22 protein-coding genes are annotated in these 26305 nt (G+C 73.0%); 6 read left to right on the top strand and 16 right to left on the bottom strand.

What is annotated here, in order from left to right:
- Positions 1–72 precede the first annotated feature (72 nt).
- Positions 73–2055: an AsmA family protein gene (locus tag AH6_RS29135; RefSeq protein ID WP_067486203.1), complete on the bottom strand. Its 1983-nt coding sequence runs from the start codon at positions 2053–2055 to the stop codon at positions 73–75.
- A 33-nt stretch (positions 2056–2088) separates the two neighbouring features.
- Entirely contained in the window at positions 2089–3318 is a 1230-nt protein-coding gene (gene purD / locus AH6_RS29140) for a phosphoribosylamine--glycine ligase (protein ID WP_067486205.1), read from the bottom strand.
- A 405-nt stretch (positions 3319–3723) separates the two neighbouring features.
- On the opposite strand from purD, the gene AH6_RS29145 reads away from it, so the two are divergent.
- On the top strand, positions 3724–4830 hold the full coding sequence (locus AH6_RS29145) for a magnesium and cobalt transport protein CorA (RefSeq protein ID WP_067486207.1): 1107 nt from the start codon (positions 3724–3726) through the stop codon (positions 4828–4830).
- On the opposite strand, the gene AH6_RS29150 is transcribed toward AH6_RS29145, so the two are convergent.
- The 6 genes from AH6_RS29150 to fbaA form a co-directional block, all read right to left on the bottom strand.
- Positions 4831–5757: a glycerophosphodiester phosphodiesterase family protein gene (locus tag AH6_RS29150; protein WP_307190401.1), complete on the bottom strand. Its 927-nt coding sequence runs from the start codon at positions 5755–5757 to the stop codon at positions 4831–4833.
- Between the two features lie 132 nt (positions 5758–5889).
- Positions 5890–7173, bottom strand: a complete 1284-nt coding sequence (locus AH6_RS29155) for an adenylosuccinate synthase (RefSeq protein ID WP_067486209.1) — start codon at positions 7171–7173, stop codon at positions 5890–5892.
- Between the two features lie 158 nt (positions 7174–7331).
- Positions 7332–7748: a DUF3151 domain-containing protein gene (locus tag AH6_RS29160; protein WP_067486211.1), complete on the bottom strand. Its 417-nt coding sequence runs from the start codon at positions 7746–7748 to the stop codon at positions 7332–7334.
- Positions 7749–7773: 25 nt separating this feature from the next.
- A complete protein-coding gene (locus AH6_RS29165) occupies positions 7774–8292 on the bottom strand; it encodes a GNAT family N-acetyltransferase (protein WP_157431792.1) in 519 nt (172 codons plus the stop codon).
- Positions 8293–8339: 47 nt separating this feature from the next.
- Positions 8340–8792 (bottom strand): winged helix-turn-helix transcriptional regulator, encoded by a 453-nt coding sequence (locus AH6_RS29170; RefSeq protein ID WP_067486215.1) that lies wholly within the window; start codon positions 8790–8792, stop codon positions 8340–8342.
- Positions 8793–8878: 86 nt separating this feature from the next.
- On the bottom strand, positions 8879–9901 hold the full coding sequence (fbaA, locus tag AH6_RS29175; protein WP_067486217.1) for a class II fructose-bisphosphate aldolase: 1023 nt from the start codon (positions 9899–9901) through the stop codon (positions 8879–8881).
- Positions 9902–10118: 217 nt separating this feature from the next.
- On the opposite strand from fbaA, the gene AH6_RS29180 reads away from it, so the two are divergent.
- Complete coding sequence (locus AH6_RS29180) at positions 10119–10934, top strand: DedA family protein (protein ID WP_083983579.1); 816 nt, start codon at positions 10119–10121, stop codon at positions 10932–10934.
- A 51-nt stretch (positions 10935–10985) separates the two neighbouring features.
- On the top strand, positions 10986–11414 hold the full coding sequence (locus tag AH6_RS29185; RefSeq protein WP_245679520.1) for a hypothetical protein: 429 nt from the start codon (positions 10986–10988) through the stop codon (positions 11412–11414).
- A gap of 177 nt (positions 11415–11591) precedes the next feature.
- On the opposite strand, the gene pyrE is transcribed toward AH6_RS29185, so the two are convergent.
- On the bottom strand, positions 11592–12128 hold the full coding sequence (pyrE, locus tag AH6_RS29190; protein WP_067486223.1) for an orotate phosphoribosyltransferase: 537 nt from the start codon (positions 12126–12128) through the stop codon (positions 11592–11594).
- Positions 12129–12230: 102 nt separating this feature from the next.
- On the opposite strand from pyrE, the gene AH6_RS29195 reads away from it, so the two are divergent.
- Positions 12231–12863 carry a hypothetical protein gene (locus tag AH6_RS29195; RefSeq protein WP_067486225.1) on the top strand — a complete coding sequence of 211 codons (633 nt, stop codon included), beginning with the start codon at positions 12231–12233 and terminating at the stop codon, positions 12861–12863.
- Between the two features lie 130 nt (positions 12864–12993).
- Here AH6_RS29195 and AH6_RS29200 read toward each other — a convergent pair whose 3' ends face one another.
- The 3 genes from AH6_RS29200 to AH6_RS29210 all read right to left on the bottom strand — a co-directional run bounded on the left by AH6_RS29200 (position 12994) and on the right by AH6_RS29210 (position 17937).
- Positions 12994–13635, bottom strand: a complete 642-nt coding sequence (locus AH6_RS29200) for a tetratricopeptide repeat protein (protein WP_067486227.1) — start codon at positions 13633–13635, stop codon at positions 12994–12996.
- A gap of 91 nt (positions 13636–13726) precedes the next feature.
- On the bottom strand, positions 13727–15001 hold the full coding sequence (locus tag AH6_RS29205; protein ID WP_067486229.1) for an NYN domain-containing protein: 1275 nt from the start codon (positions 14999–15001) through the stop codon (positions 13727–13729).
- A 428-nt stretch (positions 15002–15429) separates the two neighbouring features.
- Complete coding sequence (locus AH6_RS29210) at positions 15430–17937, bottom strand: sigma-70 family RNA polymerase sigma factor (RefSeq protein ID WP_067486231.1); 2508 nt, start codon at positions 17935–17937, stop codon at positions 15430–15432.
- Positions 17938–18132: 195 nt separating this feature from the next.
- Between AH6_RS29210 and AH6_RS29215 the strand changes: the two genes are divergently transcribed.
- On the top strand, positions 18133–18909 hold the full coding sequence (locus AH6_RS29215; RefSeq protein ID WP_083983582.1) for a hypothetical protein: 777 nt from the start codon (positions 18133–18135) through the stop codon (positions 18907–18909).
- A 172-nt stretch (positions 18910–19081) separates the two neighbouring features.
- Here the strand turns inward: AH6_RS29215 and AH6_RS29220 are convergent, their stop codons facing one another.
- Both AH6_RS29220 and AH6_RS29225 read right to left on the bottom strand, forming a co-directional pair.
- On the bottom strand, positions 19082–20701 hold the full coding sequence (locus tag AH6_RS29220; protein ID WP_067486233.1) for an alkaline phosphatase D family protein: 1620 nt from the start codon (positions 20699–20701) through the stop codon (positions 19082–19084).
- A 129-nt stretch (positions 20702–20830) separates the two neighbouring features.
- Positions 20831–21835 (bottom strand): NADP-dependent oxidoreductase, encoded by a 1005-nt coding sequence (locus AH6_RS29225; RefSeq protein WP_067486235.1) that lies wholly within the window; start codon positions 21833–21835, stop codon positions 20831–20833.
- A 75-nt stretch (positions 21836–21910) separates the two neighbouring features.
- Here AH6_RS29225 and AH6_RS46785 point away from each other — a divergent pair, with 75 nt between their 5' ends.
- Entirely contained in the window at positions 21911–25021 is a 3111-nt protein-coding gene (locus tag AH6_RS46785) for an AfsR/SARP family transcriptional regulator (protein ID WP_067486237.1), read from the top strand.
- Between the two features lie 13 nt (positions 25022–25034).
- On the opposite strand, the gene AH6_RS29235 is transcribed toward AH6_RS46785, so the two are convergent.
- Both AH6_RS29235 and AH6_RS29240 read right to left on the bottom strand, forming a co-directional pair.
- Positions 25035–25517, bottom strand: coding sequence for a hypothetical protein (locus tag AH6_RS29235; RefSeq protein WP_157431793.1), 483 nt, complete (start codon positions 25515–25517; stop codon positions 25035–25037).
- The gene (locus tag AH6_RS29240) at positions 25514–26140 is read right to left on the bottom strand and encodes a TetR/AcrR family transcriptional regulator (protein WP_067486240.1); all 627 of its coding nucleotides are present in this window, start codon (positions 26138–26140) and stop codon (positions 25514–25516) included. The genes AH6_RS29235 and AH6_RS29240 overlap by 4 nt, the downstream gene beginning before the upstream one ends.
- Positions 26141–26305: the final 165 nt, after the last annotated feature.

Consider the following 26305-nt stretch of genomic DNA (forward strand, 5'->3'; position numbering starts at 1 on the left):
CGTGACGGCTGGGGTCGCTGGTCAAGTTCGCGCGCGGGGCTGGGGTCGGTGGGCATGTTCGCGCGGGGAGCTCTAACGACGATTTATCGTGCGAGCCACTCCAGCAGCAATCGTTGTCGCCAGCACCCACCCCGCCGCTATGAACACATATGACAACCACTGATAAGCCCCAGCCGGATTGAACGCCCGCTGTTGTCCCAGGTCCACGATCGGAATCATCAAATCCAGCGTGTAGACCACCGGGTTGAAGTGCGGTGCCTCGTCCGCCTTTAGCGGGGCCGGTGGGTTCAGCCCGTAAATCACGCCGCCCACCGTCACCAGCGCCGCCAGCCACAGGAACGACCGCCATGGCTGGTAGCCGTATCCCGTCGTCAGCGCCTGCATCCTGCCCCACAGGCCGATCAGCGGGGTCTCCCCGTCGAGCTTCAGGCGTTCCTTCGCGCTCAGCACCTTTCGCGCGTCGGCGTGCAAGCCCAGTGCCGTGTAATGCGCGGCCAGCTGCTCGTACGGCTGTGACTCGAAACCGCTTCCGTCGCCGCTCAGCCACGTCAGCCGTTGCTTGGCCGGTAGGCGCGGTTCCAGTGCCTCGTAGGTCAGGCCGTTCGCGTCCAGTGTCTTCGGCCAGCGGGTCGGGTCGTCTCGCAGCACCCCGATCCGCGCGTGCGTCAGCACCACCTTGCCCTCGATCGGGGTCTCAGGCAGCAGCGACAACTCGCCCGCCGTCAGGCCGTGGGCGTTCAGCGCGACGTTCTCGTGTCCGGAAAGGCGAAGGCCTGTCAGGTCCGCGTGCTGGCCCACGCGCATCCCGTACAGCCTCACCTCCCCGTCGGCGGTCAGGTCGTGGGCCGTCAGGTCGGCGCCGATCTCGCTGTTGGAGGCGCGCAGCGCCACGCCCTGCGGGTTGTGCAGGGTCGCGTTCAGCAGCAGTATCCGCACCTTCACGCGGGTCGCTCGGATCATCACCTCGCCGTGCGCCCGCAACCGGCACAGGGACACCAGGCCCAGTTCGGCGTGGTCGATGGCCAGCGCGCGGGGGCCGCCGGTGTTGTTTAGTTCGGCGTCGTTCAGGTTCGCCTGGCCTGCGATCCGGGTGTTGCGCATGCTGATCTCGCCCGCCGTCACGTGCAGACGGACGCCGCTGAGTTCGTTGCAGGTCGCCGAGTCCAGGTCCAGGGCCTTGCCGTTTGGGTGGTCGAGCTTGGCGTCATCGAGGGTCAGATTTCCGCTGAGCTGCGCGCCTATCAGTCGGATTCCGCCCTGCACGGTGAATCCATCTCCGCAGAAAACGCCTCCGGCCGCCGTCAGGCCGCCTGCGTTCAGTGCGTACTCGTTGGGTGCGCTCAAGTGGGATCGGTTGAGCACTGCGTTGCTGCCGATTTGTGCGTTTCGCAGGAGGAGGCGGCCGGTGGTCCTGATGTTCTCGGCGCGTAGTCGGCCGCCGATCTTGGCCGCGTCGCCGTCCAGGGCGGTTCGTGTACTGGGAGAGCCGAAGATTCCATCGGTCAGGGCCAGGTCGCCGGTGATCTGGCCGCCCCGCACGCTGAACTCGCCGTGCACGGTGATGCCTGTCGCGTCGAGTGTGCCTTGGATCTCGATGTTGTCTGCTTGTACGCGTCCGGCCTCGACGTTTGTCAGCCGGACTTCGCTTTCCAGTCGCGCGTGATCCAGCCGTAACGTGCGTTCGACCGACGTTCCCTCCAGGGAGAGTAGGCCCGTCGCTCGCAGGCGGGGGGCCTTGAACGCTGGGAGGTGGCCGCCTGTGATCCGCAGTGTGCGCAGGTCCGCCTCGGCCAGGCTCACCGTGTCCTCGAAGACGCAGTCGCCGCAGTCCAGCAGCGTGTCGAAGCGCGTTCCGTCGAGGTCGAGGCGGCCGGTGATCCTCGCGCCCCGCAGCCGGACGCCCGGGTAGTGGCCGGGCGCCGGCGGGACCGCGCCGAGGAGCAGGGCCTTGATCACCTCGGCGCGCACGCTCGTGTCGTCGAACGTGACGATCTCGCCGCTCGGGCACGCGTCCCACAGGCGGCGTTCCTCGTCGGTCAGCTCGTGTCGTTCCATCCCATGTTCAGACGCCGTCCGTTGTCGGGCGGTTCACCGCGCGATGTCGGATCGGTGGTGGGCGCCCCGGATCTTGATCTTGGCGGCGGCCTCGTAGGCGGTGGCCCGCGCGGTCGCCTGGTCCGGGCCGGTGCCCACCACGTTCAGCACCCGGCCGCCGTTCGTCAGCAGGCGGTCGCCCTCCAGGCGCGTGCCCGCCTGGAGCACGTACGCGCCGGGCACCTGCGCCGCCTCGTCCAGGCCCGTGATCTCGTCGCCCTTGACCGGGTTCTCCGGGTAGCCCTCGGCCGCGATCACCACCGTCACCGCCGCGCCCTCGTGCCAGACGGGGCGGAACGCCGGGTCCAGGCCGCCGATCGCGCACGCGTGCAGCAGGCCCGCCAGCGGCGTCGCCAGCCGGTCCAGCACCACCTGCGTCTCCGGGTCGCCGAAGCGCGCGTTGAACTCGATCACCCGCACGCCCTTGGCGGTCAGCGCCAGGCCCGCGTACAGCACGCCCACGTACGGCAGGTCGCGGCGGCGCAGCTCGTCCACGGTCGGCTGCACGACGGTCCGCATGACCTCCTCGACCAGGTCCGGCGGGGCCCACGGCAGCGGCGTGTAAGCGCCCATCCCGCCGGTGTTCGGGCCCGCGTCGCCGTCGTAGGCGCGCTTGAAGTCCTGCGCGGGCATCAGCGGCACCGCGTTCACGCCGTCGCACAGGGCGAACAGCGACACCTCCGGGCCGTCCAGGTACTCCTCGATCACCACGCGCTCGCAGGCCACGGCGTGCGCGAGCGCGGCGTCGCGGTCGTCGGTCACGACCACGCCCTTGCCCGCGGCCAGGCCGTCGTCCTTCACCACGTAGGGCGGGCCGTACTCGTCCAGCGCCGCCTGCGTCTCGGGGGCCGACTCGCAGACGAACGCGGCGGCGGTCGGCACTCCGGCGGCCTTCATGACCTCCTTGGCGAACGCCTTGGAGCCCTCGATCCGCGCGGCCGCCCGGTCCGGGCCGAAGCAGGCGATCCCGGCCTCGCGCAGCGCGTCGCCCACCCCGGCGACCAGCACCGCCTCGGGGCCGACCACGACCAGGTCGGCCGACAGCCGGCCGGCCAGCTCCACCACCGCCGTCGGGTCGTGCGGGTCGATCTGGTGGTTGACCGCGACCTCGGCCGTGCCCGGGTTGCCCGGGGCGCAGTGGAGGGCGGTGACGGCAGGGTCGCGGTGCAGGGCGCGGGCGAGCGCGTGCTCGCGGCCACCCGATCCAAGGACGAGTACTCGCACGTCACGGGAGCTTAGCGCGGGGCCTGGCATATCCGGGGGCGCGCGGGCGTTGTGACCGGTGTCGTCCCGGAACGTGCTATCCGGGTGCGCGCGGACACTCCGAAGTGCTTTCGGTGCACGCCCGGAATCGGCCCGGTGAACCCGTCCGTTGCCCGCGGCGTCTCAAATGTCGGCTGGTAGGCTGCTCGGGATCGTGGCCTTGTCGCCTGTTGCGAAAGGAGGTGGTCGGGATGAGTCCTGGCGATACGTGCGGTTCGCCGGAAACCCCTCACAGTCCGGACTGGACTGCACTTCCGTCCGCCTCTACACGGCGTCCGGCCACGCCCACTTCCGCGCGCTCCTCAGCCTGATCCGGGGCCGAGCGCGCGCAGGCGTGTGTGGCCGGAGGGTTAGGAGCAACCTTCCATGGCCATGACACGAGTCCGCCCGGGCCGCGCGACGATGTCGCTGTTCAAGACCCGCGGCCGGCCGCACCCCGTGCCGGTCCAGGGGTCCCGCCGCGACACCGCGGTGATCGACTGGGCCGCCTACATCGACGGGCACCGCGTGTGCACCGACTCGGTGGCGGACGCCGTCCGCCTGGTGCGCGACGGCCACCTCACCACGATCGGCGACGAGGAGAGCGCCGGTTTCGTCTGGGTCGGCCTGCACGAGCCGTCCGCCGCCGAGCTGACCGAGCTGGCCGAGGTGTTCGGCCTGCACCCGCTGGCGGTCGAGGACGCGATCCACGCCCACCAGCGGCCCAAGCTGGAGCGCTACGACGACGTCCAGTTCTTCGTGCTCAAGACCGTCGGCTACGTGCAGCGCGAGCCCGCCGGAGCCGAGGTCGTCGAGACCGGCGAGATCATGGTGTTCTGCGGCTCCGACTTCGTGGTGACGGTCCGGCACGGCGCGCACGGCGAGCTCGGCCCGGTCCGCCGCCAGCTCGAAGAGCACCCCTCCCGGCTCGCGTTCGGCCCCGCGGCCGTCCTGCACGCCATCGCCGACCGCGTCGTGGACGGCTACGTCAACGTGGCCGACGCCGTCCAGGAGGACATCGACGAGGTCGAGGAGGCGGTGTTCGCGCCCGAGCGCACCGACGAGGCCCGCCGCATCTACCGGCTCAAGCGCGAGGTCATCCAGCTCAAGCGCGCCGTCGGGCCGCTCGCCGGGCCGCTGCGCCAGCTCGCCGGCCGCCGCTTCGTGCCCGACGACATCAAGGAGTACCTGCGCGACGTCGAGGACCACCTCACCCGCGTCCGCGAGCAGGTGGAGTCCTACGACGAGCTGCTGAACCCCATCCTCCAGGCGCACATGACCCAGGTGACCGTCGCCGACAACCGGGACATGCGCAAGATCTCCGCCTGGGGCGCCATCTTCATGGTCCCCACCGCGATCGCCGGGATCTACGGCATGAACTTCGACTTCATGCCGGAGACCAAGTGGGAGTTCGGCTATCCCATGATCCTCGGCGTGATCGCGATCGCCTGCCTGTCCCTGTACCGGGGCTTCCGCCGCAACGGCTGGCTCTAGCTACCGCAGCGCGGGGCTCCGGAACGGCGACGGCAGCGCCAGGCCCCGCGCCGCCATGACGGCCCGCAGCCGGTCGGGGTAGTCGGTCACCACCGCGTCCACGCCGTGGTCGAGGAAGCGCCCCATCGCGGCGGGGTCGTTCACCGTCCACACCGCCACCGGCAGCGCCAGCGTGTGCGACCGGGCGACCAGCTCCGGCGTGGTGATGTGGTGCTCGGGCGACAGCGCGGTCGCCCCGATCTCCAGCGCGGACGCCGCCGGGTCGTGCGGCGTCCGCCCCGCCAGCCAGGCGGTGCCCGGGACGAGCGTCTTGCGTTCCACCAGCGCCACCCGGCCCAGCGCCGGGGCGTACTCGCGCGCGGCCACCAGGACCCGCCAGTCGAACGCCAGCAGCCGCCCCCGGGCCGTGAGGCCGTGCGCGATCAGCACGTCCGCCACGGCCCTCGTGAAGCGCTCCACGGCCGCGTCGGACCAGCCGGGGTCGGTCTTCAGCTCCACGGCCAGCCGGACCCCCGGCGCGGCCCCCAGCAGCGCGCACGCCTCGTCCAGGGTCGCCGGGGCGGTGCCGGGCAGCGGGAGCTGCGTCAGCACGAACGGGTCGTCGTCGCCCTGTGGCCGCCGCACGCCCGCGTCCAGCGTGCGGAACTGCGCGAGCGTCAGCTCGGCGATCGCGCGGCCGACGTAGGGGAACAGCGGGTCGCCGGGGGCGGCGGGCGCGGTGTCGGCCACGTTCACCGGCGACAACACCTGGTCGTGGCCCAGCACCACCGCCCCGTCGGCGGTCAGGCCCACGTCCAGCTCGACCGCGTCCACGCCGAGCGCGAGGGCGTGCGCGAATCCCGGCAGCGTGTTCTCCGGCCGCAGCCCACGCGCCCCCCGATGACCGTGGATCTCCACGGCTCCCCCGAAGCAAGTCACGGCCCGCACGCTACCGGCTGTAACCGAGCGGTTCGTGGCCTACCGGTGAAAAGCAGGGAACACCGTGCGGCCGGGTTCGTGCGGCCGGGTTCGTGCGGCCGGGAGCAGGCGACCCGGAGCGGGCGGCCCGGAGCGCGCGGCTCAGATCAGCGGGCGCAGCGCCAGCGTCTGGTCGCGGCCCGGACCGACGCCGATCGCCGAGATCTGCGCGCCCGACATCTCCTCCAGCGCCCGCACGTACGCCTGCGCGTTCTTGGGCAGGTCCTCGAACGTCTTGGCGCCGGTGATGTCCTCCTGCCAGCCGTCCAGGTACTCCAGGACCGGCTTGGCGTGGTGGAAGTCGGTCTGGGTGGTGGGCAGCTCGTCCACGCGCTCGCCGTCGATCTCGTAGGCGACGCAGACCGGCACCCGCTCCAGGCCCGACAGCACGTCCAGCTTGGTGAGGAAGAAGTCGGTGATGCCGTTGACGCGCGCGGCGTAGCGGGCGATCACCGCGTCGAACCAGCCGCAGCGGCGGTCGCGGCCGGTGGTGACGCCGTACTCGCCGCCGGTGGTGCGCAGGTACTCGCCCTGCTCGTCCAGCAGCTCGGTCGGGAACGGTCCCGAGCCGACGCGGGTGGTGTAGGCCTTGAGGATGCCGATCACCTTGGTGACCTTGGTGGGGCCGACGCCCGACCCGGCGCACGCGCCGCCCGCCGTCGGGCTGGAGGAGGTGACGAACGGGTAGGTGCCGTGGTCGATGTCCAGCAGCGTGCCCTGCGCGCCCTCCAGCAGCACGACCTTGCCGTCGTCCAGCGCCCTGTTCAGGATCAGCGTGGTGTCGGCGACGTAGGGCCGCAGCCGCTCGCCGTAGGCCAGGTACTCCTGGACGATCGGGCCGGTCTCGATCCGCCGCCGGTTGTAGACCTTGGTGAGGACCTGGTTCTTCTCGCGCAGCGACAGGTCCAGCTTCTGGGTGAGGATGTTCGGGTCGAACAGGTCCTGCACCCGGATGCCCATGCGGTTGATCTTGTCGGCGTACGCCGGGCCGATGCCGCGGCCGGTGGTGCCGATGCGGGCCTTGCCCAGGTAGCGCTCGGTCACCTTGTCCAGGGTCCGGTGCTGGGGCATGATCAGGTGCGCGTTGGCCGAGATCAGCAGGCGCTCGGCGGAGATGCCGCGCTCGGCCAGGCCGTCGATCTCCTGCAGCAGCACCGCGGGGTCGATCACCACGCCGTTGCCGATCACCGGGACCACGTCGTCCGACAGGATGCCGGACGGCAGCAGGTGCAGCGCGTAGGACTTGTCGCCGATGACCACGGTGTGGCCGGCGTTGTTGCCACCCTGGTAGCGGACGACGTAGTCGACGTCCCCGCCGAGCAGGTCGGTGGCCTTGCCCTTGCCCTCATCTCCCCATTGGGCTCCGACAAGAACGATGGCCGGCATGCCACTTTCCTCTCCCACGACGAAGGCCCCTGATCGCAAGCGCGAAGGGGCCTCTTGCGATCAAATCGTACCCGCCACGGGGGACTGAAGAAACCGCACGTCGTGGTGAACGGGGGTGAAGGGGCTGGTGAGGCCCCCTCAACCGGGAAATGAAACCCTTACGCCAGGGCCTGTGCGGCGGTCTCGCTGCTGTCGCGCAGGAAGGTCTTGCAGCGGGTCGCCTCGGCGTCCTCGCCGATCGCGGCGGCGGCGCGGCCCAGGGCGTGCAGGGCGCGCAGGAAGCCGCGGTTGGCCTCGTGCTCCCACGGCACCGGGCCGTGGCCCTTCCAGCCCGCGCGGCGCAGCGCGTCCAGGCCCCGGTGGTAGCCGGTGCGGGCGTAGGCGTAGGACTCGATGACGCTGCCGGCGGCGAAGGCGCGGTCGGCCAGGGCGGCCCACGCGCCGGGGTACTCGGGGTGGCGGGCGGCCACCTCGACCGGGTCGACGCCGCTTTCCAGGGCCTCGCGGGCCGCGGCGTTGTCCGGGAGTTCGGTCGGGGCCGGGCCGCCGAGCAGGTTCTGGGTCATGCGGGTCATGGTAAGTCGGGCCAGGTAGTGCATATCAACCGGGGATGGGCAGCGGCAGCCGGAAGCTCGCCGCGCCGTCGGCGTCGGCCGGGGCCACGGCGGGCCAGTACCGCCGGATCGCCGAGAGCGCCGGCCGGTTCTCGTAGATCACCTCGGCGCCGAACTCGGTGATGCCGCGGCGCTGCGCCAGCGGGACCAGGCAGGCGACCAGCAGGCCGCCCAGGCCGTGCCGCTGCCAGGGGTCGGCGACCAGCGCGGCGACCTCGGCGCGGCAGGGGCGGTCGCGGTCGCGCACGTACTCGGCGACGCCGACCAGCTCGCCGTCCAGCAGCGCGACCAGCGCCTCGCGGTCCCAGTGGTCGAGGCCGTGCAGGGCGGACACGTAGGGCTCGGGGATGCGCGGGGTGCCGGTGAAGAAGCGGGTGTAGAGGCTGCCGCGCGACAGCAGGGCCGACATCCGGCGCAGCCGGTCGGCGTCGGCGGGGCCGAAGGGACGGACGCGGAGGTCGGCGAGGGTGGGCCGGGAGCCTCGCGACGCTGCGAGTTGTTCCATGCAACTCATTGCACCGCAAAGGGTTGCGTGAAACAACCCTTGATTTCTCAGGCCCCGGGGCCGCGCCGGGGCTCGACGTTGTTCGGGGTGAGGGCCGCGCCGCAGGACGTGCAGGTCAGCGCGGGCGTCAGCGACCCGTCGCAACCCCGGTGGCCCACCACCAACGGGGGGCCGCCCTCGGGCGCGTAGTGCCGGTCGCCCCACAACAGCAGCGTCATCATCGCCGGCCAGAGCTCCACGCCCTTGCGCGTCAGGCGGTACTCGTAGCGGACGGGCCGCTCCTGGTAGGGGACGCGGCGCAGCACGCCCTCCTCGCACAGGCGCGACAGCCGGTCGGTCAGCACGTTGCGGGCCACGCCCAGCTCGTCCTGGAAGTCGTCGAAGCGGCGCACGCCCTCCAGCGCGCTGCGGATCACCAGCAGCGTCCAGCGGTCGCCGACCACCTCCAGGGAGCGGGCGATCGAGCAGTTCTGGGACTCGTAGGTGCGGGGTAGTGCCACGCCCGCAGCGTACCCGGGTTTCGTCAGGCAACGCAGGGGTGCGCGCGAGGGCCGGGACGCGCGCGCCCCGGCCCTCGCGAGCGGTGCTACTTGATCTTCTTGCCCGCCGACAGCAGGCTCTCGCACGCCTCGGTGATGCGCGCGGCCATCGCGTTCTCGGCGGCCTTGCCGTAGGAGCGCGGGTCGTACTTCTTCTTGTTGCCGACCTCGCCGTCGATCTTCAGGACGCCGTCGTAGTTGTCGAACATGTGCCCGGCGATCGGCCGGGTGAAGGCGTACTGGGTGTCGGTGTCGATGTTCATCTTGATGACGCCGTAGGACACCGCCTCGCGGATCTCCTCCAGCGTGGAGCCCGAGCCGCCGTGGAACACCAGGTCGAACGGCTTGTCCTTGCCGTACTCGGCGCCCACCGCGTCCTGGATCTCCTTCAGCACCTCCGGCCGCAGCTTGACCGCGCCCGGCTTGTAGACGCCGTGCACGTTGCCGAAGGTCGCCGCCAGGATGTAGCGGCCCTTCTCGCCGACGCCGACGGCCTTGGCGGTGTCCAGCGCGTCGCCGACCGTGGTGTACAGCTTCTCGTTGATCTCGTTGGCGACGCCGTCCTCCTCGCCGCCGACGACGCCGATCTCCATCTCCATGATGATGTTCGCCTTGGCGCACTGCTCCAGCAGCTCGGCGGCGATCTGGAGGTTCTCGTCCAGCGGCACGGCCGAGCCGTCCCACATGTGCGACTGGAACAGCGGCTGCTCGCCGCGCGCCACCCGCTCCTGGGAGATCTTGACCAGCGGGCGCATGAACCCGTCGAGCTTGTCCTTGGGGCAGTGGTCGGTGTGCAGCGCCACGTTGACCGAGTACCGGTCGGCCACCACGCGGGCGAACTCGGCCAGCGCCACCGAGCCGGTCACCATGTCCTTGACGCTCTGGCCCGACAGGTACTCGGCGCCGCCGGTGGACACCTGGATGATGCCGTCGCTCTCGGCCTCCGCGAAGCCCTGGAGGGCGGCGTTCAGGGTCTGGCTGGAGGTGACGTTGATGGCGGGGTAGGCGAAGCCGTCCCGCTTGGCACGGTCGAGCATCTCCGCGTAGACCTCGGGGGTCGCGATGGGCATGTTGGCGTCCTTTCCTCACGCAGTGGTGCCGCCGGGCGTCCGGCCGGGCGGGCGCATCCGCCCCGCCGCGCTCCAGATCGTCGTTCCGGGCGCGGGGGACGGGCTGGGCATGCCGTCCACGGCCAGTATCCCGTTTTTCCCGCCGCAGGCCAGCGGGGGCCCGCCCTCGGGGTGTCCACGCCCGGCCGCACCCGGCCTGGGGCCGCTGGGACGCCCGATGACGCCGGGTTCGCCGGACCCGGACGGGGAAACGTTTCTCGCGGATTCCGACCGCCCCGCCAGGTACGCTCACACCGTGGATCTCGCGCTCATTCCCCTTGACATCACCGAGTGGCTGCACCCGACCGCCTGGTTGCAACTGTTCGGCACCTTCGCCACGATCGGCGTCCTCGCCATCATCTTCGCGGAGACCGGGCTGCTGTTCGGCTGCATCCTGCCGGGTGACTCCCTGCTGTTCACGGCGGGGATCCTCACCGCGGTGAACGAGGTCAACGGCCAGGAGTTCCAGCCGCTGTCGCTGCCGTGGCTGCTGATCGGCGGCCCGATCGCCGCCATCGCCGGCGCGCAGCTCGGCCACTGGCTGGGCGCCCGCTACGGGCGCCGGCTCTTCGACCGCCCCGACTCCAAGATCTTCCGGCAGGAGTGGGTGGAGAAGGCCGAGTACTACTTCAACCGCTTCGGCCCCGCCCGCGCGGTGGTGCTGGCCCGCTTCATCCCGATCGTGCGGACCTTCCTCAACCCGCTCGCCGGGATGCTCGGGATGGACTCGCGCAGGTTCCTGGTGTGGAACGTGATCGGCGCGGTGCTGTGGACCGACTCGTTGTTCCTGCTCGGCCACTTCCTGGGCGCGAAGGTCCCCAACATCGAGAGCTACATCCTGCCGGGCGTGGCGATCATCCTGATCCTGTCGCTGATCCCGATCATTCGCGAGGTGCTCAAAGGCCGCGGTGGCAGCGGCGGAGACGGCCATGGAGGCAATAAGAATGCCCCGGAACAGTCTCGTCCGTCGCTCAGCGGTGACAGTTATCGCTAACCTCCCCATGTGGGACGTCATCGGTCGGACCCTCGTGGTCTCGCGCGCATATTGATCGCGGCAGTCGCCGTGGTGCTCGCCCTGGCACTGGTCGTGGTGGGCGGCATGGCGCTGGTCAACGCGCTGACGTCCGAGGCGGAGAAACCCGTGCCCACGCCGAGCGCGGGCGGGGGCACCAAGGGCGGAAAGGAACCCGGCGAGCCGTCGCCGGGCCAGTCGGGCACGGCGTCGCCGCTGTCGAACTCGCTGGTGCTGAAGGTGATCAGCAACCAGCCGGTGAACGTGGTGGTGAAGCTCGCCGGCACCACCGACATCCTGCACAGCGGCACGCTCAACCCCGGCGAGGGGCGGCAGTGGACCGAGTCGCCGCTGGACGTGGTCGCCTCCGACGGCGGCGCGCTCCAGGTCACGATCTACGGCAAGGTGCAGCCGCCCGAGCCGTCGGGCCAGCGCGGGACATGGTTCGTGCGCAAACGCTGAACGCGGAACGCGGGCGGCGCCCCTGGGGGAGGGGCGCCGCCCGCGTTCTCTTTGGCCCGCGTGTGGTGCCAGGCCGTGTTCTGTTCAGCCCGCGCTCCAGGCCAGACCGCGTTCTGCGTTGGCCCGCGTTCAGGGCGGTCCGCCTGCGGGGCGGGCCGCGTTCTGTGTCGGCCGGGGTCAGTCCAGGCCCAGGTCGGGCACGCTGAACGGGTGCCGGTACTCCAGCCCCTCGGCCGCGATCCGCTCGGCCGCGCCGCGCTCCAGGATGGTGGCCACCGCGACGACCTCCGCGCCCGCCGCGCGCAGCGCCTCCACCGCGGTCAGCACCGAGCCGCCGGTGGTGGAGGTGTCCTCGACCGCCAGCACCCGGCGGCCCGCCACGTCCGGCCCCTCGATGCGGCGCTGCAACCCGTGCTGCTTGTCGGCCTTGCGCACCACGAACGCGTCCAGCCTGCGGCCCCGCGCGGCGGCGGCGTGCAACATCGCGGCCGCCACGGGGTCGGCGCCGAGCGTGAGGCCGCCGACGGCGTCGTAGTCCAGGTCCGCGGTCTCGTCCAGCATCACCCGCCCCACCAGCGGCGCGACGGCCCCGTCCAGGGTGACCCGGCGCAGGTCCACGTACCAGGACGCGCGCTTGCCCGACGACAGCACGAAGTCGCCGTGCACGACGGCCTTGTCCTTGATCTCTTCCAGCAGGTCATCACGTTCGCTCACACCAGAACCCTATTCGCGGCGCGGGACGGCCGCGCACCCGCGCCCGCCGGTCCGCTCCGTGTACGGTGAACCCGGTACGCGCAGGGGCCTGGAGGTGGGGAGATGACGCCCGGTTCCCTCGTCCTGCTGCACGCCCCGCTCGGCTCGGCCGCCGCCTGGGGCGATCTGCCGGAGATGGTGCGCTCCTACGGCCTGGACGTGATCGCGCCGGACGTCCCGGACGCGGCGGGCGCGCGCTACGTGGCCCGCGCCTCGCTGATCATCGCGGCGTCCTACCCGTCGGTCCCGCTGGTGCTGGCCGGGTACGGCGCGGCCGGGCCGCTGCTGCCCGCCATCGCGCTGGCCCAGCGCGCCGCGCACCGCAAGGTCGGCGGCTACGTGTTCATCGACGCCGAGCTGCCCCAGGCGCGCCGCTTCCGCGAGCACGAACACGATCATGACCACGGGCCGGGGAACGGCCACGCGTCCGGCCACGCGCACGGGAACGGCCACGCGCACGGCCACGCGCCCGGCCCCGAGGCCGCCGCGCCGCCCGTGCCCGTCCACGCCGACTGGCCCGACGCGCCCTGCGGCTACCTGCGCACGCACGCCGAGCGCACGGCCGCGCCGCGCGCGGGGGCCGCCGCCCGCGAGCAGGCCGTCAAGGAGGCCCGGCTGCGCGGCTGGCCGGTGGCCGAGCACCAGCCCCCGGCGGCGGTGGCGCAGACGTTGAGCGAGCTGATCGCACGGCTGTGACCCCGGCCGGCGCGGCCGGGCGGCTCACCGCCCGGGGCCGGAAGCAGCCGGACCGGGGCCGGTCGGGCCGGGGACCGGCGGACTGGCCGGACCGGGGCCCGGAGGGCCGGGGACCGGCCGGGCGCCCGGGTCAGGCGTTCTTCAGGAGATCGTCCAGCAGGGCGTCGTAGTCGTCCTCGCTCTTGCCGAGGTCGACCCGCGCCCGGTAGCGCAGCCGCAGCAGCGCCTCCAGGCTGTCCTCCGCGAGCGCGACGTCGTCGGGCCCGGTCAGGTCGGCGTCGTCGGCGGGGGACGGGTCGGGCTCGGCCCCGATGCCGGTGCCCACCGCGCGGTCGCGCAGCGCCAGCACCACGTCCACGCCCGTGGTCGCCCACTCGTGCGCGCCGTCGGCGTCGCCCTGCGCGTACAGGACCTCCGCCACGGCGCGGTACACCTCAGGGTCGCGCGGGGCGTCGGCGCGGATCTGCTCGATCAGCGCGCGGGCCTCGTCGGCGCGGCCCAGCTCGAACAGGGCGTCGGCCAGGTAGGCGCGCGGGTCGCCGTAGGTCTCGCCGCCGTCCTCCAGGGCCTGCCGGTAGTAGTCGGCGGCGCGGCCGTGGTCGCCGGCGTGCTGCCACTGCTCGCCGGCGCGCAGCAGCACGTTGGCGCGGGACACCCCGCCGGACACCGACTCGGCCAGTTCGCCCAGCCGCCGGGCGGCCGTGATGTGATCGCCCGTGCGCAGGGTGTCGAACTCCAGATCGTCGAGATCGTCTTCCGTCACATGCGTCACGCTTCAACGCTACCCGCCGCTCGGCGGCCGAAGCGGGCGAATCGATGATGATCGTGAATGTTCTACATGTACGGCTTGGCGAAGAGTGCCGTCACCTGCGCGAACGCTCCAGCGCGTCCCAGAAGCCGCGGCGCAGCGCGTGCCGGACCTCGTCGTGCAGCAGGAAGTCGATCGGCAGCGAGGAGCCCTGCAGCAGGCGGGCCTCCAGGTCGGAGGGCATGCGCGGCTTGCGGGCCAGCACCGCCTCCAGCCACAGCGCCGGGGCGTCGCGGGCGACCGACTCGCCGAAGTCCTGGCCCTCCTGGTGGGCGGCCTTCACCGCGTCCGACAGGGTCGGGGCGTTCTGCTGCGCCGGGACGGGCGAGATCTGCTGCGGCCCGGTGTAGGGGCCGTGCGGCGGCGGGGAGCCGGGCGGGGGCGTGCCGGGCGACGGCGGGGCGTACTGCGGCCCGGTGCCGGGCATCGGCGGCGGGGCCTGCGTCGCGGCGGGCGCCGGGGCGGACTGCTGGGCCTGCTGGCCGGACGGCTGGAGCGGCGGCGGGCCGGGCTGCTGGACGGGCTGCTGGACGGGCGCGGCGTGCAGCGGCGGGCCGCCGGAGGCGCCGAGGCCGACCGGCGCGCCGAGGCCCTGCTGCGGAGCGTTCAGCGAGGGCGGCGGCGCCTGGCTCGGCACCAGGCCGGGCATCGGCTGCCCGGTGAGCGGGGTGGACGGCGGCGGGCTGTGGTGCGCGGGCGGCTGGAGCGAGCCCAGCGAACCGCCGCCGCCGCTGCCGTGCCCGTTGGACAGCGGGCTGGTGGACAGCGGCACGGACCCGGTGGAGGTCTCGATGCCGGTCAGCAGGTTCACGTACGGGCGCAGGTGGCCCGAGCCGATCTCGATCAGGTCGTCGCACTCCTGGCGGAGCACCCGCGAGATGGTCCAGTTGCCGTCCACGGCCACGTGCACGACGGTGACGCGGACGCCGAGGTCCTGCGCGTCGGCGACGACCTGGGCGAGGTCCTCGTCGCCGCTGACCAGCACCGCGTCGGCGAGCGCGCCGTTGCGGGCCAGCGTCATCAGGTCGCGGTGGATCTCGGTGTCGACGCCCTCGCGGCGGCCCGGCCGGATGCGGCCCAGCCGCAACTTCAGGCCGGGCAGGTCGGCCAGCGCCTCGTGCTCGGGCGCGCGGCGGCCCTCGATCGTGGCCTCGTACCAGTAGCAGCGCAGCAGCGGCATGCCGGTGCGCTCGCGGGCCAGGTTGCTCAGCAGCTGGAGCAGCCCGCTGAAATCCCAGGAGACGGTCTCGCGATGGCGGGTGCCGTGCACCGCCATGGCGCCGTCGGCCAGCAGATAGCCGGCGTCTACGAACAGCGCGCAGCGATCCATGCGACACCGCCCTTCCTCGACTCGGGGCCTCGGGCCACGCCTTGCTCCACGGTCGGGCTGACGAGGGTGACCATCGTGGGCGGCCTGCCCTTCCTGCTCTCGGGGACGCGGGCTGCTCTCGGGGACGCGGGCCGGCGCCTCCATAGCGTAGTGAAGCCCGTCGGCCCGGTAGGCCAATACGGCGATTCGCCACTCTTTCACGGGGTCCGGCGGCGCGCGACCGGTCCGGCCGGGCCGCGCGTCCGGTGGTGCGCGCGCGGCGGTTCCCGGAGCCGGTCAGCGCGGACGCTACCAGCCGTTCCGGTCTGTCCCTAATGCTTCCTCATGATCTTTACGGGGAGAAAGGGGGCCGTGGCGGTTCCGCGACCCGGGCTTGCCGGAGGCGCCCCGCGCGTCCGGCCGCCGGAGCCGCCGCCGCGCGGGGCGTCCTAGCTGCGCATCGGCGCGGTGACGGTGACGACGCCGGTGAGGAAGGCGTCCTGGCGGGTGGTGAGGGTGAGGGTGGCGCGGTCGGTGACGGTCGCGGAGAAGCAATCGACATCTATCCCGAAAGTCAGCTTTGTCCCGATGGCTCCGAACGCCGAGCTGTCGAGCACGTTGCCCGCCGCGCCGTCGCCCGTCCCCGGGGTGAGCGGTGTGCCGTTCAACAGCAGCCGGTCGCCGGGCAGGTCCGCGTCGCCCTCCCAGGACACCAACCCGATGCGCGCCGGGCGGGCCGACGCCAGCAGCCCGTTCACCTGGACGGAGAAGTCCTTCGCGGCGGTGTGCGGGCCGACGGCGCGCACCCCGTCCAGCACCATGGCCTGCTGGTAGGGGGCGGCCGCGTCCTCCACGACCACGACCAGGCTCCAGCCCGCGTAGTCGCCGACGCCGGCCCGCGTCGGCGCGTCCGCGCCCCACCACGTTCCGCCGCCCGCCTCGCGCACCTGCGCGGTGACGTCGGCGAACCCCTGGTAGGCGAGGAAGCCGGGCATGCGGTCGTTGCGCGTTTCGGTGGGCCGGATCGTGCTGTAGGCGGTGGCCTTGGGACCGCGCAGCCGGATGGTTCCGGCGTCCTTCCCCACGCCTGACCAATACAGGCCCGCCCAGAGGACTTTCGCTCCGGGGGGCAGATCCAGTAGGGCGGCGCTGGAGGACTTGGTCTCCGGGTCGTCGTCGCGGTCGATCGGGGCCATGTTCCAGAAGTCGTTGTCGCGGCGCTCGCCCTTGCGGTCGAGGGCCTGCTCGCATCCGGCCTCGGCGGGCGGGCAGCCGAGCAGCGCGTTGCCGACCTGCGCGGTGCGGACGGTGCCGTCCACCGCGTACCGGGCGGGCAGGCCGTCCCGGGCGATGCCCTGGCGCGCGCGTGCGGTGACGGGCGTGCCGTCGCCGTGCAGCGTGACGCGCGGCGGGGTGTCGAACGGCGCGGCCCCGCCGACGTGCACCTCCAGATACGCCGAGGTGGCCTTGCCGGGCGGGAGCGGCGCGTGGGTGCAGCGGACGCGGGTGCCGGTGGTGGGGCGGCAGTTCCAGCCGTCGCCGGGCGGGCGCGCCGGCAGGAAGGCGACGCCGTTGCGGCCGGTCGTGGCGCCCCGGTAGGCGACGTCGGGCGGCAGGTCCACGTCGGCTATGACGTCCTTGGACCGGCCCTCGCCCTGGTTGCGCACCGCCATCGCCACGATGCCGGTCTGCTCGCGCAGCAGGGTGCCGACCGCGCCGATGCTCGCGGTGAGGCGGGAGGGCTTGGCCGGTGGGGGCGGGACCTGGGGCTGAGGGGTGGGGGGCTGCTCGTTGGGCTTGGCCTTCGGGGCGGCGACGGGGCGTTGGGGCTTCGGGACCGGGACGGGCGCTGGGGGCGGCGGCTGGGCGGCGGGCGGTTTCGCCGGTTTGGGCTTGGGCGGCTTGGCGGGGGGCTGGACGGCCGGTGGTTTGGCGGCCGGTGTGGTGGGCTCGATCGGCGTGTTGTTGGAGACCAGCAACATCCCCGCCACCGCGAGCGCGGCGGTCGCGGCGACGCCGCCGCTCAGCGCCTGCTGCTGGCGCTTGGGCAGGTGCCGGAACCAGCCGAAGATGCCGCCGCCGATCAGGCCGCCCTTGGCGACCGCCGCCAGGTAGGCGGCGGCGGCCGTGCCGAGCACCAGCGGGCCGAGCGCGTCGCGCAGCGTGTTGTTGACGTCGGCCAGTTCGGCGTGGATCGCCTTGCAGCGGGGGCAGTCGTCCAGGTGCTCCTCGACCAGCCGGGACTCGCGCTTGGCGAGACCGCCGCGCACGTAGGCGCCCAGCCGGTCGAGCGCGGGGCGGCACCGCTCGTCGGCGCCCGCCGACACCGCCGCGCCCGCCGCGACGCCCGCGGCGTCGTGCTGGGCGTGCTCGGCGGCCGGGCGCGGCTCGGCCAGGTGCATCTGGAGGTACGCCTGCCGCAGCCCCTCGCGCGCGCGGTAGGCCAGCGCCGCCGCGCCGTTGGCGGTGAGCCCGAGCAGCGGCGCGACCTCGGCGGGCTTGGCGCCCTCGACGACGGTGTGCCAGAGCACCGCCCGCCAGCGCTCGGGCAACGACTGGTAGGCCCGCACGATCATCGAGCGCTCCAGCCCGGCCAGCGCCGGGTCCTCGAACGGCTGCCCGGGGTCGAACAGCTCGATCTCGTCGGTGCTGTGCAGCCGCTTCTCGCTGCGGTACCGGTCGTAGACGGTGCGGCGGACGGCGGTGAGCAGGTAGGGCCGGAACCCCGACTGCGGGCCGCCGCCGCGGCGCAGCACGTCCAGCACCTTGGTGAAGGTGTCCTGCACCGCGTCGTCGGCGGCGTCGCCGCCGATCAGGTGCCGGGCCAGGCCGCGCGCGGCGTCCAGATGCCGCTCGTACAGCATGCCGTAGGCCGACGGGTCCCCCGCGCGGATGCGGGAGATGAGCACGGCGTCGCTCGGCGCCGGTGCGGTGACCTCGGTGGCGGCCTCGCGCACGCGTCCTCCTCGCCCGATCATTGATCGCCCATGGTGATCACTTGACCACCCAGTGTCGCGGAAAATGATTCCGCAAACGGCGTCATGACTAAACCGCTTCGCCGTCTTAGGTGGGGAAGGACGCACCACCAGGACAGTCCGTGCAGGTCAGCGGGGAAGGTCGGCGGGAAAGGCCGACGGGAAAGGCGGGGCGCGATGAACGAGGCGGAGGCGGGCGTCGTCCACCGCTGGAACGGGCCGCGGGCCGCGCGGACGCCCGAGGAGCTGCGCGACCGCTGGCGGGCGGCGAGCCGCGAGATGGGCTGGTCGGTGCCCGGCGACTGGTGGGCCCCGGCCGTCGAGTCGGTGGTGGCGGCGGCCTGCGGCGGGCGCGGCATGGCGGTGGCGTGCGCGCGGCTCGGCCAGGCGCGCGGGCGCGCGGGCGTCGCGATCGGCGAGACGCTGGACGACCTGGGCGCGCTGTTCTCGGTGTTGCGCTGGCCGGACCCGCCGCTGTCGCTGGTGCGCTGCGCCGCCGAGGGCTGGGTGGACTCGGGGCTGCTGGAGCTGGTCGCCGAGTCGTGCGAGGACCCGCTGACGGGCCTGATGACGCCGTCGTACCTGCGGTCGCGGCTGACCGAGCTTTACCGGGGCGCGGCGGCGCTGGGCGGCGCGCCGGGCACGGCCGCCGCCGACACGCACCGGCTGGTGCTGGTGGACCTGCCGGACGGCGTGGAGCCGTGGCGGCGGCTGGCCCGCGCGATCGTGGTGGCGCACGACCTGCGCGCGGTGTTCGCGGGCGGCGAGACGTTGTCGCTGGTGGGCGCGGGGCGGGCGGCGGCGCTGGCGGCGGCCGGGCCGCGCCTGGAGGCGGAGGTGGCCGAGCTGCGGCGGCTGCTGGACGCCGGGCGCGCCGGGTGCCGCGTCCGGGTGGAGCCGCTGCCGGACACCCTCCAGGAGGCGCGGGAGCTGCTGGAGGCGCTGGCCTGCTGACGACCGGCCCACACTGACCACCGGCCTGTTGACCACCGGGCGGATCATCCGCCCGGGTTCAGGACGCCATCGGCGCCGCGTGCCCCGGAGAGGGGGCGGGGTTCCGGCGTCGATGGCCCATGCGGGGCGCGCCCGTTCCAGCGAGGGGGTGGAACGGGCGCGCCCACTGCGTTCAGCAGACCGTCACGACCGCCATGTCGGTCAGCTCGGTCTCGCTGCTGGGCGTCTCCCAGCGCACCTTGCAGTCGCGGCCGCGCAGGTCCACGGTCGCGATCGCGTTGTCGAACCACGGGCCGTCGGTCAGCCGCCACTTCAGCGGCGCGACCGGCACCTTGGCCCAGCGCGCCAGCACGCGCGGCAACCCGCGCAGCGGGCGCGCCACGGCGACGCGGTTGGCCCACCGGAACACGCCGGGCAGCGGGTTGCGCAGCGGCGAGCACACCACCTGCGAGATCGTGGACTGCGTCTGCGGATCGGTGACGCGCGCCAGGTAGGAGTAGTGCACGTCGCCGGACAGGAACGAGATGCTGGCCGGGGCCGGGCCGCGCTCGCCGCGTCCCACCGCGATGACGTCGCGGGCGACCTCGCGGAACGACTGGTCGAACGCGCCCCAGTGCTCCAGGTCGGCGCCCTGCCGCAACTTCTCGCCCCACCGCGCCGCGCGCGGGCCCCACGCGCCCCCGGCGACGGCCTCGTTCCACGTCTCGGCGTGGTGGATGGCCGGGGCCAGCAGGTACGGCAGCGAGCTGGCGATCAGCAGGTGGTCCATGCCGCCCTGGAGCTGGCCGTCCAGCCAGTCGAACTCCTCGTCGTCGAGCATCCCGCGCCGGTCGGCGGTGAGCAGCCGGGAGCACCGGCTGTCCACCACGATCAGGCGGGTGTTGCCCCAGTCGTGGGCGTAGCTCCAGCGCGCGGTGGCGGGCTCCTTGTCGGCGAGCTCGGCGAACTCGTCCAGGATCTTGCCGCCGTCCTCGCCGTTGCGCGACGCCTCGCGGATCGCGCGGTAGGTGGGTTCGGCGGCGCGCTCCTCGGGGGTGAGGTTGCCGAGGTGCTGGTAGACCCAGTACGAGCCGATGCCGCCGGTGATGCGGGCGCGCCACCAGTCCTGCGCCCACATCTGCTGCCGCCAGGTGTGGGAGGTGTTCCAGTCGTCGCGGATGTCGTGGTCGTCGAAGATCACGAAGGTGGGCACGGTGGACAACAACCACTGCACCGCCGGGTCCTCGCGCCAGGCGAGCTTGTACAGGTGGGCGTAGTCCTCGTAGTCGGCCAGCTCGTCCACCGGCTCGACGTCGGGGGCGCGGCGCGAGCGGATGAAGGTGCGGATCTCCTCGCTCAGCTCGTCGGCGTACACCTGGTCGCCGACCATCAGCAGCACGTCGGGCCAGTCGCGGGCGTCGGCGGCCAGCCGGTGCGCGAACGCGGCCAGCGCGTCCACGCCGTGCACGCGGGCGGTGTCGGGGGCGCGGCGGCAGGAGCCGAACGACAGCTGCACGCCGTCGCCCAGCTCCAGGGTGCGGATCTGGCTGGCCGGGAACCGCGTCACCTCCTCCGGCCACACCACGTGCTCGTCCAGCGCGACCGAGTAGGGGACGCGGGCGCCCGGTTCGAGCCCGTCGATCTCGACGAAGGCGTAGTGGTGGCCGTGCACCGTGAAGGTCCGTGCGGTCGCGTCGAGCCCGTGCTCGCCGTTGAACACGCGGACCTCGCACGGGTGGGCGGTCTCCACCCAGATCGTGGCGGTGCGTTCACCGACGTGCCGGAGGAGCGGCCCGAGTACCAATGCGGTCATACCACGCTTCTCTAGCGGACGGGGGTCGGCCGCGTCCATCTTTTGGGCGCTTCGGGCTGCGGGGCATCACCCGGCGGACACCCCGCAGCCCACGTCAGCCGAGATCGGCTGTAACGGCATCGGCCCTGGTCAGGGTAGGCGGACGAGCATCTTGCCGGTGTTCGCGCCGCTCAGGACGCCGAGGAACGCGGCCGGGGCCTGCTCGATCCCCTCGACGACCGTCTCGGCGCTGCGCAGCGAACCGTCGGCGAGCCAGCCCGCCGCCTGCGCGATGAACTCGGGGAACCGGTCGAAGTAGGCGGAGACCTGGACGCCGCGCAGGGTGAGCTGCCGCAGGACGATGCGTTCGAGGTTGCGCGGGCCCGGCACGTCGGCCTCGTAGCCGCTGATCGAGCCGATCAGCGCCGCCCGCCCGCCGGTCCGCATGGCGTCGATCGCCGCCTCCAGGTGGTCGCCGCCGACGTTGTCGACGTAGAGGTCGATGCCGTCGGGCGCGGCGGCGGCGAGTTGCCCGGCCAGGTCGCCGCGCTTGTAGTCGAGGGCGGCGTCGAAGCCGAAGTCGTGGACCAGCCGCTTGGCCTTGTCCGGCCCGCCCGCCGACCCGATGACCTTGGCCGCGCCCAGGCGGCGGGCGATCTGCCCGGCGATGCTGCCGACCGCCCCGGCGGCGGCCGACACGAACACCACGTCGCCCTCGCGGACCGGCGCGACGTCGGTGAGCGCGGCCCAGGCGGTGAGGCCGGTGGTGCCGAGCGGGCCGAGGTAGGCGTTCGCGGGGGCGAGGCCGGTGTCGATCACCGTGGCCTCGGCGGCGTCCACGACGGCGTACTCGCGCCAGCCGAGGAAGTGGGACACCGTCGCGCCGACCGGAACGCCGTCGGCGCGGGACGCGACGACCTCGCCGACCGCGCCGCCGTAGAGGGGCTGGCCGATCTCGTACTGCGGCAGGAAGAAGTCGGATTCGGCGTCCATCAGGCCGCGCATGAAAGGGTCCACCGACATCCAGGTGTTGCGGACCAGGATCTGGCCTGCGCCCGGCTCGGGGATCTCCGTCTCGGCCAGGGCGAAGTTCTCGGTGCGGGCGGGGCCGGAGGGGCGGGAGGCGAGGCGGATCTCGCGGTTGCGGTTCGTCATGTCCCCGACTGTGCCGATCACCGCTTCGGGATCTCTTCAGCTCGGCTTCAGGTGGTCCCGTTAACCTTGTCCACCATGCGTTTCGGGGTGCTGGGGCCGGTCGCGGCGTGGACGGACGACGGCCGCCCCGTGAAGATCCCCGACGTCAAGGTGCGGGCGCTGCTGGCCGACCTGCTGGTGCACGAGGGGCGTCCCGTCCCGGTGGACCGGCTGATCGACGATCTGTGGGGCGAGCGGCTGCCGCGCAACCCGCTCGCGACGTTGCAGACGCGGGTGTCGCAGCTGCGCCGGGCGCTGGAGGACGCCGAGCCGGGCGGGCGGGGCCTGGTGGTGTCGCAGCAGCCGGGCTACCTGCTGGAAGCCGCCGCTTTGGACGCGTCGGACTTCCAACGGCTGACGGCCCAGGCGCGCGCGGCGGGCACGGTCGAGGAACGGACCGCCCGCTTGGGCGAGGCGCTGGCGTTGTGGCGGGGCGCGCCTTACGCGGACTTCGCGGACGCGGAGTTCGCCCGTTCGGCGATCACGCGGCTGGAAGAGGAGCGGCTGACGGCTCTGGAGGAGCAGGCCGAAACGCGCCTGGACCTCGGCGAACACGCTGCATTGACGGCGGAGCTCAGCGACCTGATTTCGGCGCACCCGCTACGCGAACGGCTCCGAGCCGTACACATGCGCGCCCTCTACCGGACCGGACGCCAGAGCGACGCCCTGGCCTCCTACGCGGACCTGCGCGAACGCCTGGCCGACGAACTGGGACTGGACCCCGCTCCCGAGCTGGCGGCTCTGTACGAGGCGATCCTGAAACAGGACCCGGCGCTCGCCCCGGCTCCCGAACGCACCCCGGGCAACCTTCCGGCGGCCGTGCATGACCTGATCGGCCGCGCGGACGCGGTGTCGGAAGTGCGCGGCCTGCTGGGCGACGCGCGGCTGGTCACCCTCACCGGCCCCGGTGGGGTCGGCAAGACGAGCCTCGCGATGGAGGTCGCCCGAGGGCTGGACGGGGCCTTCCCCGACGGCGTGTGGGTGGTGGAGCTGGCCGGGCTCGACCGGGATTCGCAGTCGGGCGCGGCCGACGTCGTCGCGGCCGTCCTCGGTGCCCGCGACGACGACAAGGTGCCGCTGCCCGACCGGCTGCGCGGCAAGCGGACGTTGCTGCTCCTGGACAACTGCGAGCACGTGGTCGAGCAGGCGGCGGACCTGGCGGCGCTCCTGCTCCGCAACGCCCCGGACCTGCGGGTTCTGGCCACGAGCCAGGAGCCGCTGGGCATCGCGGGCGAGACGTTGTGGCCGGTGCCGCCGCTGGAGTCGCCGGGGGACGGGGCGGAGGCGGCGTTCATTGAGCGGTTCAGCGCGGTGCGGCTGTTCGCGGCGCGGGTGGCCGCTGCTGTGCCGGGCTTCGCGGTGGGGCCGGACAACGCGGGGGCGGTCACGTCGATCTGCCGTCGTCTGGACGGGGTTCCGCTGGCGCTGGAACTGGCGGCGTCGCGGGTGCGGGCGCTCGGCGTGCAGGAGTTGGCGGCGCGGCTGGACGACCGGTTCGGGGTGCTGGTGTCGGGCCGCCGCGACGCGCCCGCGCGGCAGCGGACCCTGCGCGCGATGATCGACTGGAGCTGGGAGCCGCTCACCGACGCGGAGCGGACGGTGTTGCGGCGGCTGGCGGTGCACGCGGACGGCTGCACGCTGGAGACCGCCGAACACGTCTGCGCGGCACCGGGACTGGACGTGCTGGACGCCTTGGCGCGGCTGGTGGACCGTTCCCTGGTGGTGATGGCGGAGGGGCCGCGCTACCGCCTGCTGGACTCGGTGCGGGCCTACGCGCTGGAACGGCTGGAGGAAGCAGGGGAAGCCGAGGAAATTCGCCGCCGCCATGTGGAACACAACGTGGCGCTAGCGGAACGGGCGCAGAACCACCTTTACGGCCGCTCCCAGCAGGAGTGGCTGGAGCGCCTGGACGTCGAGTCGGCGGATCTGCGCACGGCCTTGGACCATGCGGACCCGGCAGACGCGCTGCGCTTGGTGAACGCGCTGTCCTGGTACTGGTTCTTGCAGGGACGGCTGATCGAGGCGCGCCGCGCGCTGGAACACGTCCTCGCCACCGCCACGTCGGATCTGCCCGGCCACCTGGAGGCGACGATCTGGCAGGCCGGATTCGCGCTGCTGACCTGCGACGGAACCGACAAGCAGGCACGCCTCAACGCCGAGCGCATCGTGTACGGGCAGCTGCCCGACCCGGGGATGCGGGCGTGGGCGCAGTGGTTCCTGGGCTTCGCCAACCGGGGCTTCGGCGACCTGAAGGTGACGTCCGACCTGGTGGACCGCGCGCTGGAGGGCTTCCGCGAGCAGGGCGACCGCTGGGGCACGGCGGCGGCGCTGAGCGTGCGCGCGACCATCAACCGGGCGCGCGCGGACCTGGCGGCGGCCCGGCGCGACGCGGCCGAGAGCCACGCGGTGTTCTGCGAGCTGGGCGACCGGTGGGGCGGCCTGCACGCGGCGGGGACGCTGGCGGACCTGTCGGAGATCGCGGGCGACTACGAGGAGGCGGCCCGCCTGCACGAGCAGAGCTTGCGGATGGCCGAGGAACTGGGCCTGCACACCCAGGCGTCGTTCACGCTGTCGGGCCTGGGCCGGATCGCGCTGCTGAGGAAGGACCTGGCGACGGCCGACGACCTGCACGAGCGGGCCCGACGGCTGGCGATCCGGCAGTCGAACAAGGTGGCGGAGCACTTCGCGGAGGTGGGCCTGGCGCTGGCGGCCCGCCGCCGGGGCGACCTGGACCGGGCCGAGGCGCACTTGGTGAAGTGGCTGGACTGGATCAGGCGGGTGGACGGCGAGCCGGGGCTGGCGCTGGTGTCGGCGGAACTGGGGTACGTGGCCGAGCTGCGGGGCGACGAGGCGGAAGCGCGCCGGTGGCACAACGAGGGCTTGGCGGCGGCGCGGCGGATCGGCGATCCGCGTGCGGTGGCGATGGCGCTGGAGGGGTTGGCGGGGGTGGAAGCGCTGGCGGGCGACGCGGTGAGGGCGGCGCGGCTGCTGGGGACGTCGGAGGCGCTGCGGGCGTCGGTGGGAGCGCCGCTGCCGGTGGCGGAGCGGGGGGATGTGGAGCGGGTTGGCGGGGCGGTTCGGGGGACGCTGGGCGAGGAAGGGTTTGCGACGGAGAGGGGACGGCCGCTGGACGTGGCTGGAATTTGAGCTGCCTAGGGCTCTACAGCCAGAGCGTCACCGCGTAAAGAACCGACCCGCCGCACACCATGCCGACCGTGATTCGTGCAATGCGAGCCGCCCGAGGCAAGCGCGTCAGAGCCGTCGCCACCAGCGCCGACACCACGCCTCCGCTCCCGCCCCACACTCCCGGTGCCAACGCCGCCAGCCACGGGAAGCACAACAGCCACACCACGATGGCCAACCCGTAGACGAGCAGGCTCCACCGCACCGGCCCCTTCGGCACATGCGGCACCCCACCGGCCGCCAAGACCGTCAGGCCGACGATGACCACCGCCAACAGCGGCAGCCCCACCAGCGCCGGGCCCATCTCGCCAGCCGCGCCACTGGCAGCCATATACGCCGTCAGTCCGTACAGCGGAACCGTGAACGTCCCCAGAGCCGTCAGCACGATCACCATGCGCAACACGCGGCGGACCAGCGGCTGCGGAACCGCCAAAGGCTCGGCCGACGATGGTGCGCTCATCGCGTGCTCTTGCGCAGCTTCGCGCGTACCGCCCGCCGGACCACCGGGCCCAGGTCATCCAGCGCCGACACCAGCACCGCCAGCTCGTTCAGCGAGTCCATCGCCCGGTGCGCCGCGGTCTCGTCCACCCCCGCGTACAGCTCCAACCCGATGTACGACGCCGCCACCGCGCGGGCCAGGCCCGCCACGTCCACGAACTCCGCCAGTGGCGTGTCTTTCAGCACCCTCGCCAGGGCGCTTTCGATCTCCGTCGTCCACAGCGCCAGACCGGCGGCCGTCGCGGCGGCCAGTTTCGGGTGGGCCGGGCTTCCCGCGAGCAGCTGGCCTATCAGCGCGAAGTTGCCCTCGCTGTGCTCCTCCTCGCGGATCACCTGCCCCACGTCCGCCAGTTCGCGCAACGAGGAGACCCGCGCCAGCCGGTCCCGGTGGCGGGCCACGTGGTCGCTCGACCCGTGCTCCAGGGCCGCCACGAGCAGATCGTCCACGGTGCCGAAGTGGTAGAAGATCAGCGCCTGGTTCACGCCCGCCGCCGCGGCGATCGTGCGGGCGGACACGCCGGCGATCCCGCGCGTCCGCACCGTCTCCAAAGCGCCTTCCAGCAGCTTGTCCTTGGTCTCGCTGATAGCAGTGCCTCCTGTTTGAGCGAACGCTTAAAAGAAGGCTAGCCTGCGGGTTGAGCGAACGCTTAAGAGGGGGTCTCCCGAACGCGACGCCCACGGAGGCCAGGCGCGGGACGGCGGTTTCCCCGCCGATCCCGCGATTTCTGTGTGAGGCTTTCCAGGAGCCGA

The sequence above is a fragment of the Actinomadura hibisca NBRC 15177 genome, from assembly GCF_001552635.1.
Classification (GTDB): domain Bacteria; phylum Actinomycetota; class Actinomycetes; order Streptosporangiales; family Streptosporangiaceae; genus Spirillospora; species Spirillospora hibisca.

Bases quoted from the DNA above. Each gene is read 5' to 3' on its own strand.
- AH6_RS46785 (WP_067486237.1), top strand. From the start codon at position 21,911: ATGCGTTTCGGGGTGCTGGGGCCGGTCGCGGCGTGGACGGACGACGGC.
- AH6_RS29215 (WP_083983582.1), top strand. From the start codon at position 18,133: ATGAACGAGGCGGAGGCGGGCGTCGTCCACCGCTGGAACGGGCCGCGG.
- AH6_RS29225 (WP_067486235.1), bottom strand. From the start codon at position 21,835: ATGACGAACCGCAACCGCGAGATCCGCCTCGCCTCCCGCCCCTCCGGC.
- AH6_RS29135 (WP_067486203.1), bottom strand. From the start codon at position 2,055: ATGGAACGACACGAGCTGACCGACGAGGAACGCCGCCTGTGGGACGCG.
- AH6_RS29235 (WP_157431793.1), bottom strand. From the start codon at position 25,517: ATGAGCGCACCATCGTCGGCCGAGCCTTTGGCGGTTCCGCAGCCGCTG.
- AH6_RS29155 (WP_067486209.1), bottom strand. From the start codon at position 7,173: ATGCCGGCCATCGTTCTTGTCGGAGCCCAATGGGGAGATGAGGGCAAG.
- AH6_RS29195 (WP_067486225.1), top strand. From the start codon at position 12,231: ATGACGCCCGGTTCCCTCGTCCTGCTGCACGCCCCGCTCGGCTCGGCC.
- AH6_RS29145 (WP_067486207.1), top strand. From the start codon at position 3,724: ATGGCCATGACACGAGTCCGCCCGGGCCGCGCGACGATGTCGCTGTTC.
- AH6_RS29220 (WP_067486233.1), bottom strand. From the start codon at position 20,701: ATGACCGCATTGGTACTCGGGCCGCTCCTCCGGCACGTCGGTGAACGC.
- AH6_RS29160 (WP_067486211.1), bottom strand. From the start codon at position 7,748: ATGACCCGCATGACCCAGAACCTGCTCGGCGGCCCGGCCCCGACCGAA.
- AH6_RS29180 (WP_083983579.1), top strand. From the start codon at position 10,119: ATGACGCCGGGTTCGCCGGACCCGGACGGGGAAACGTTTCTCGCGGAT.
- AH6_RS29165 (WP_157431792.1), bottom strand. From the start codon at position 8,292: ATGGAACAACTCGCAGCGTCGCGAGGCTCCCGGCCCACCCTCGCCGAC.
- AH6_RS29205 (WP_067486229.1), bottom strand. From the start codon at position 15,001: ATGGATCGCTGCGCGCTGTTCGTAGACGCCGGCTATCTGCTGGCCGAC.
- fbaA (WP_067486217.1), bottom strand. From the start codon at position 9,901: ATGCCCATCGCGACCCCCGAGGTCTACGCGGAGATGCTCGACCGTGCC.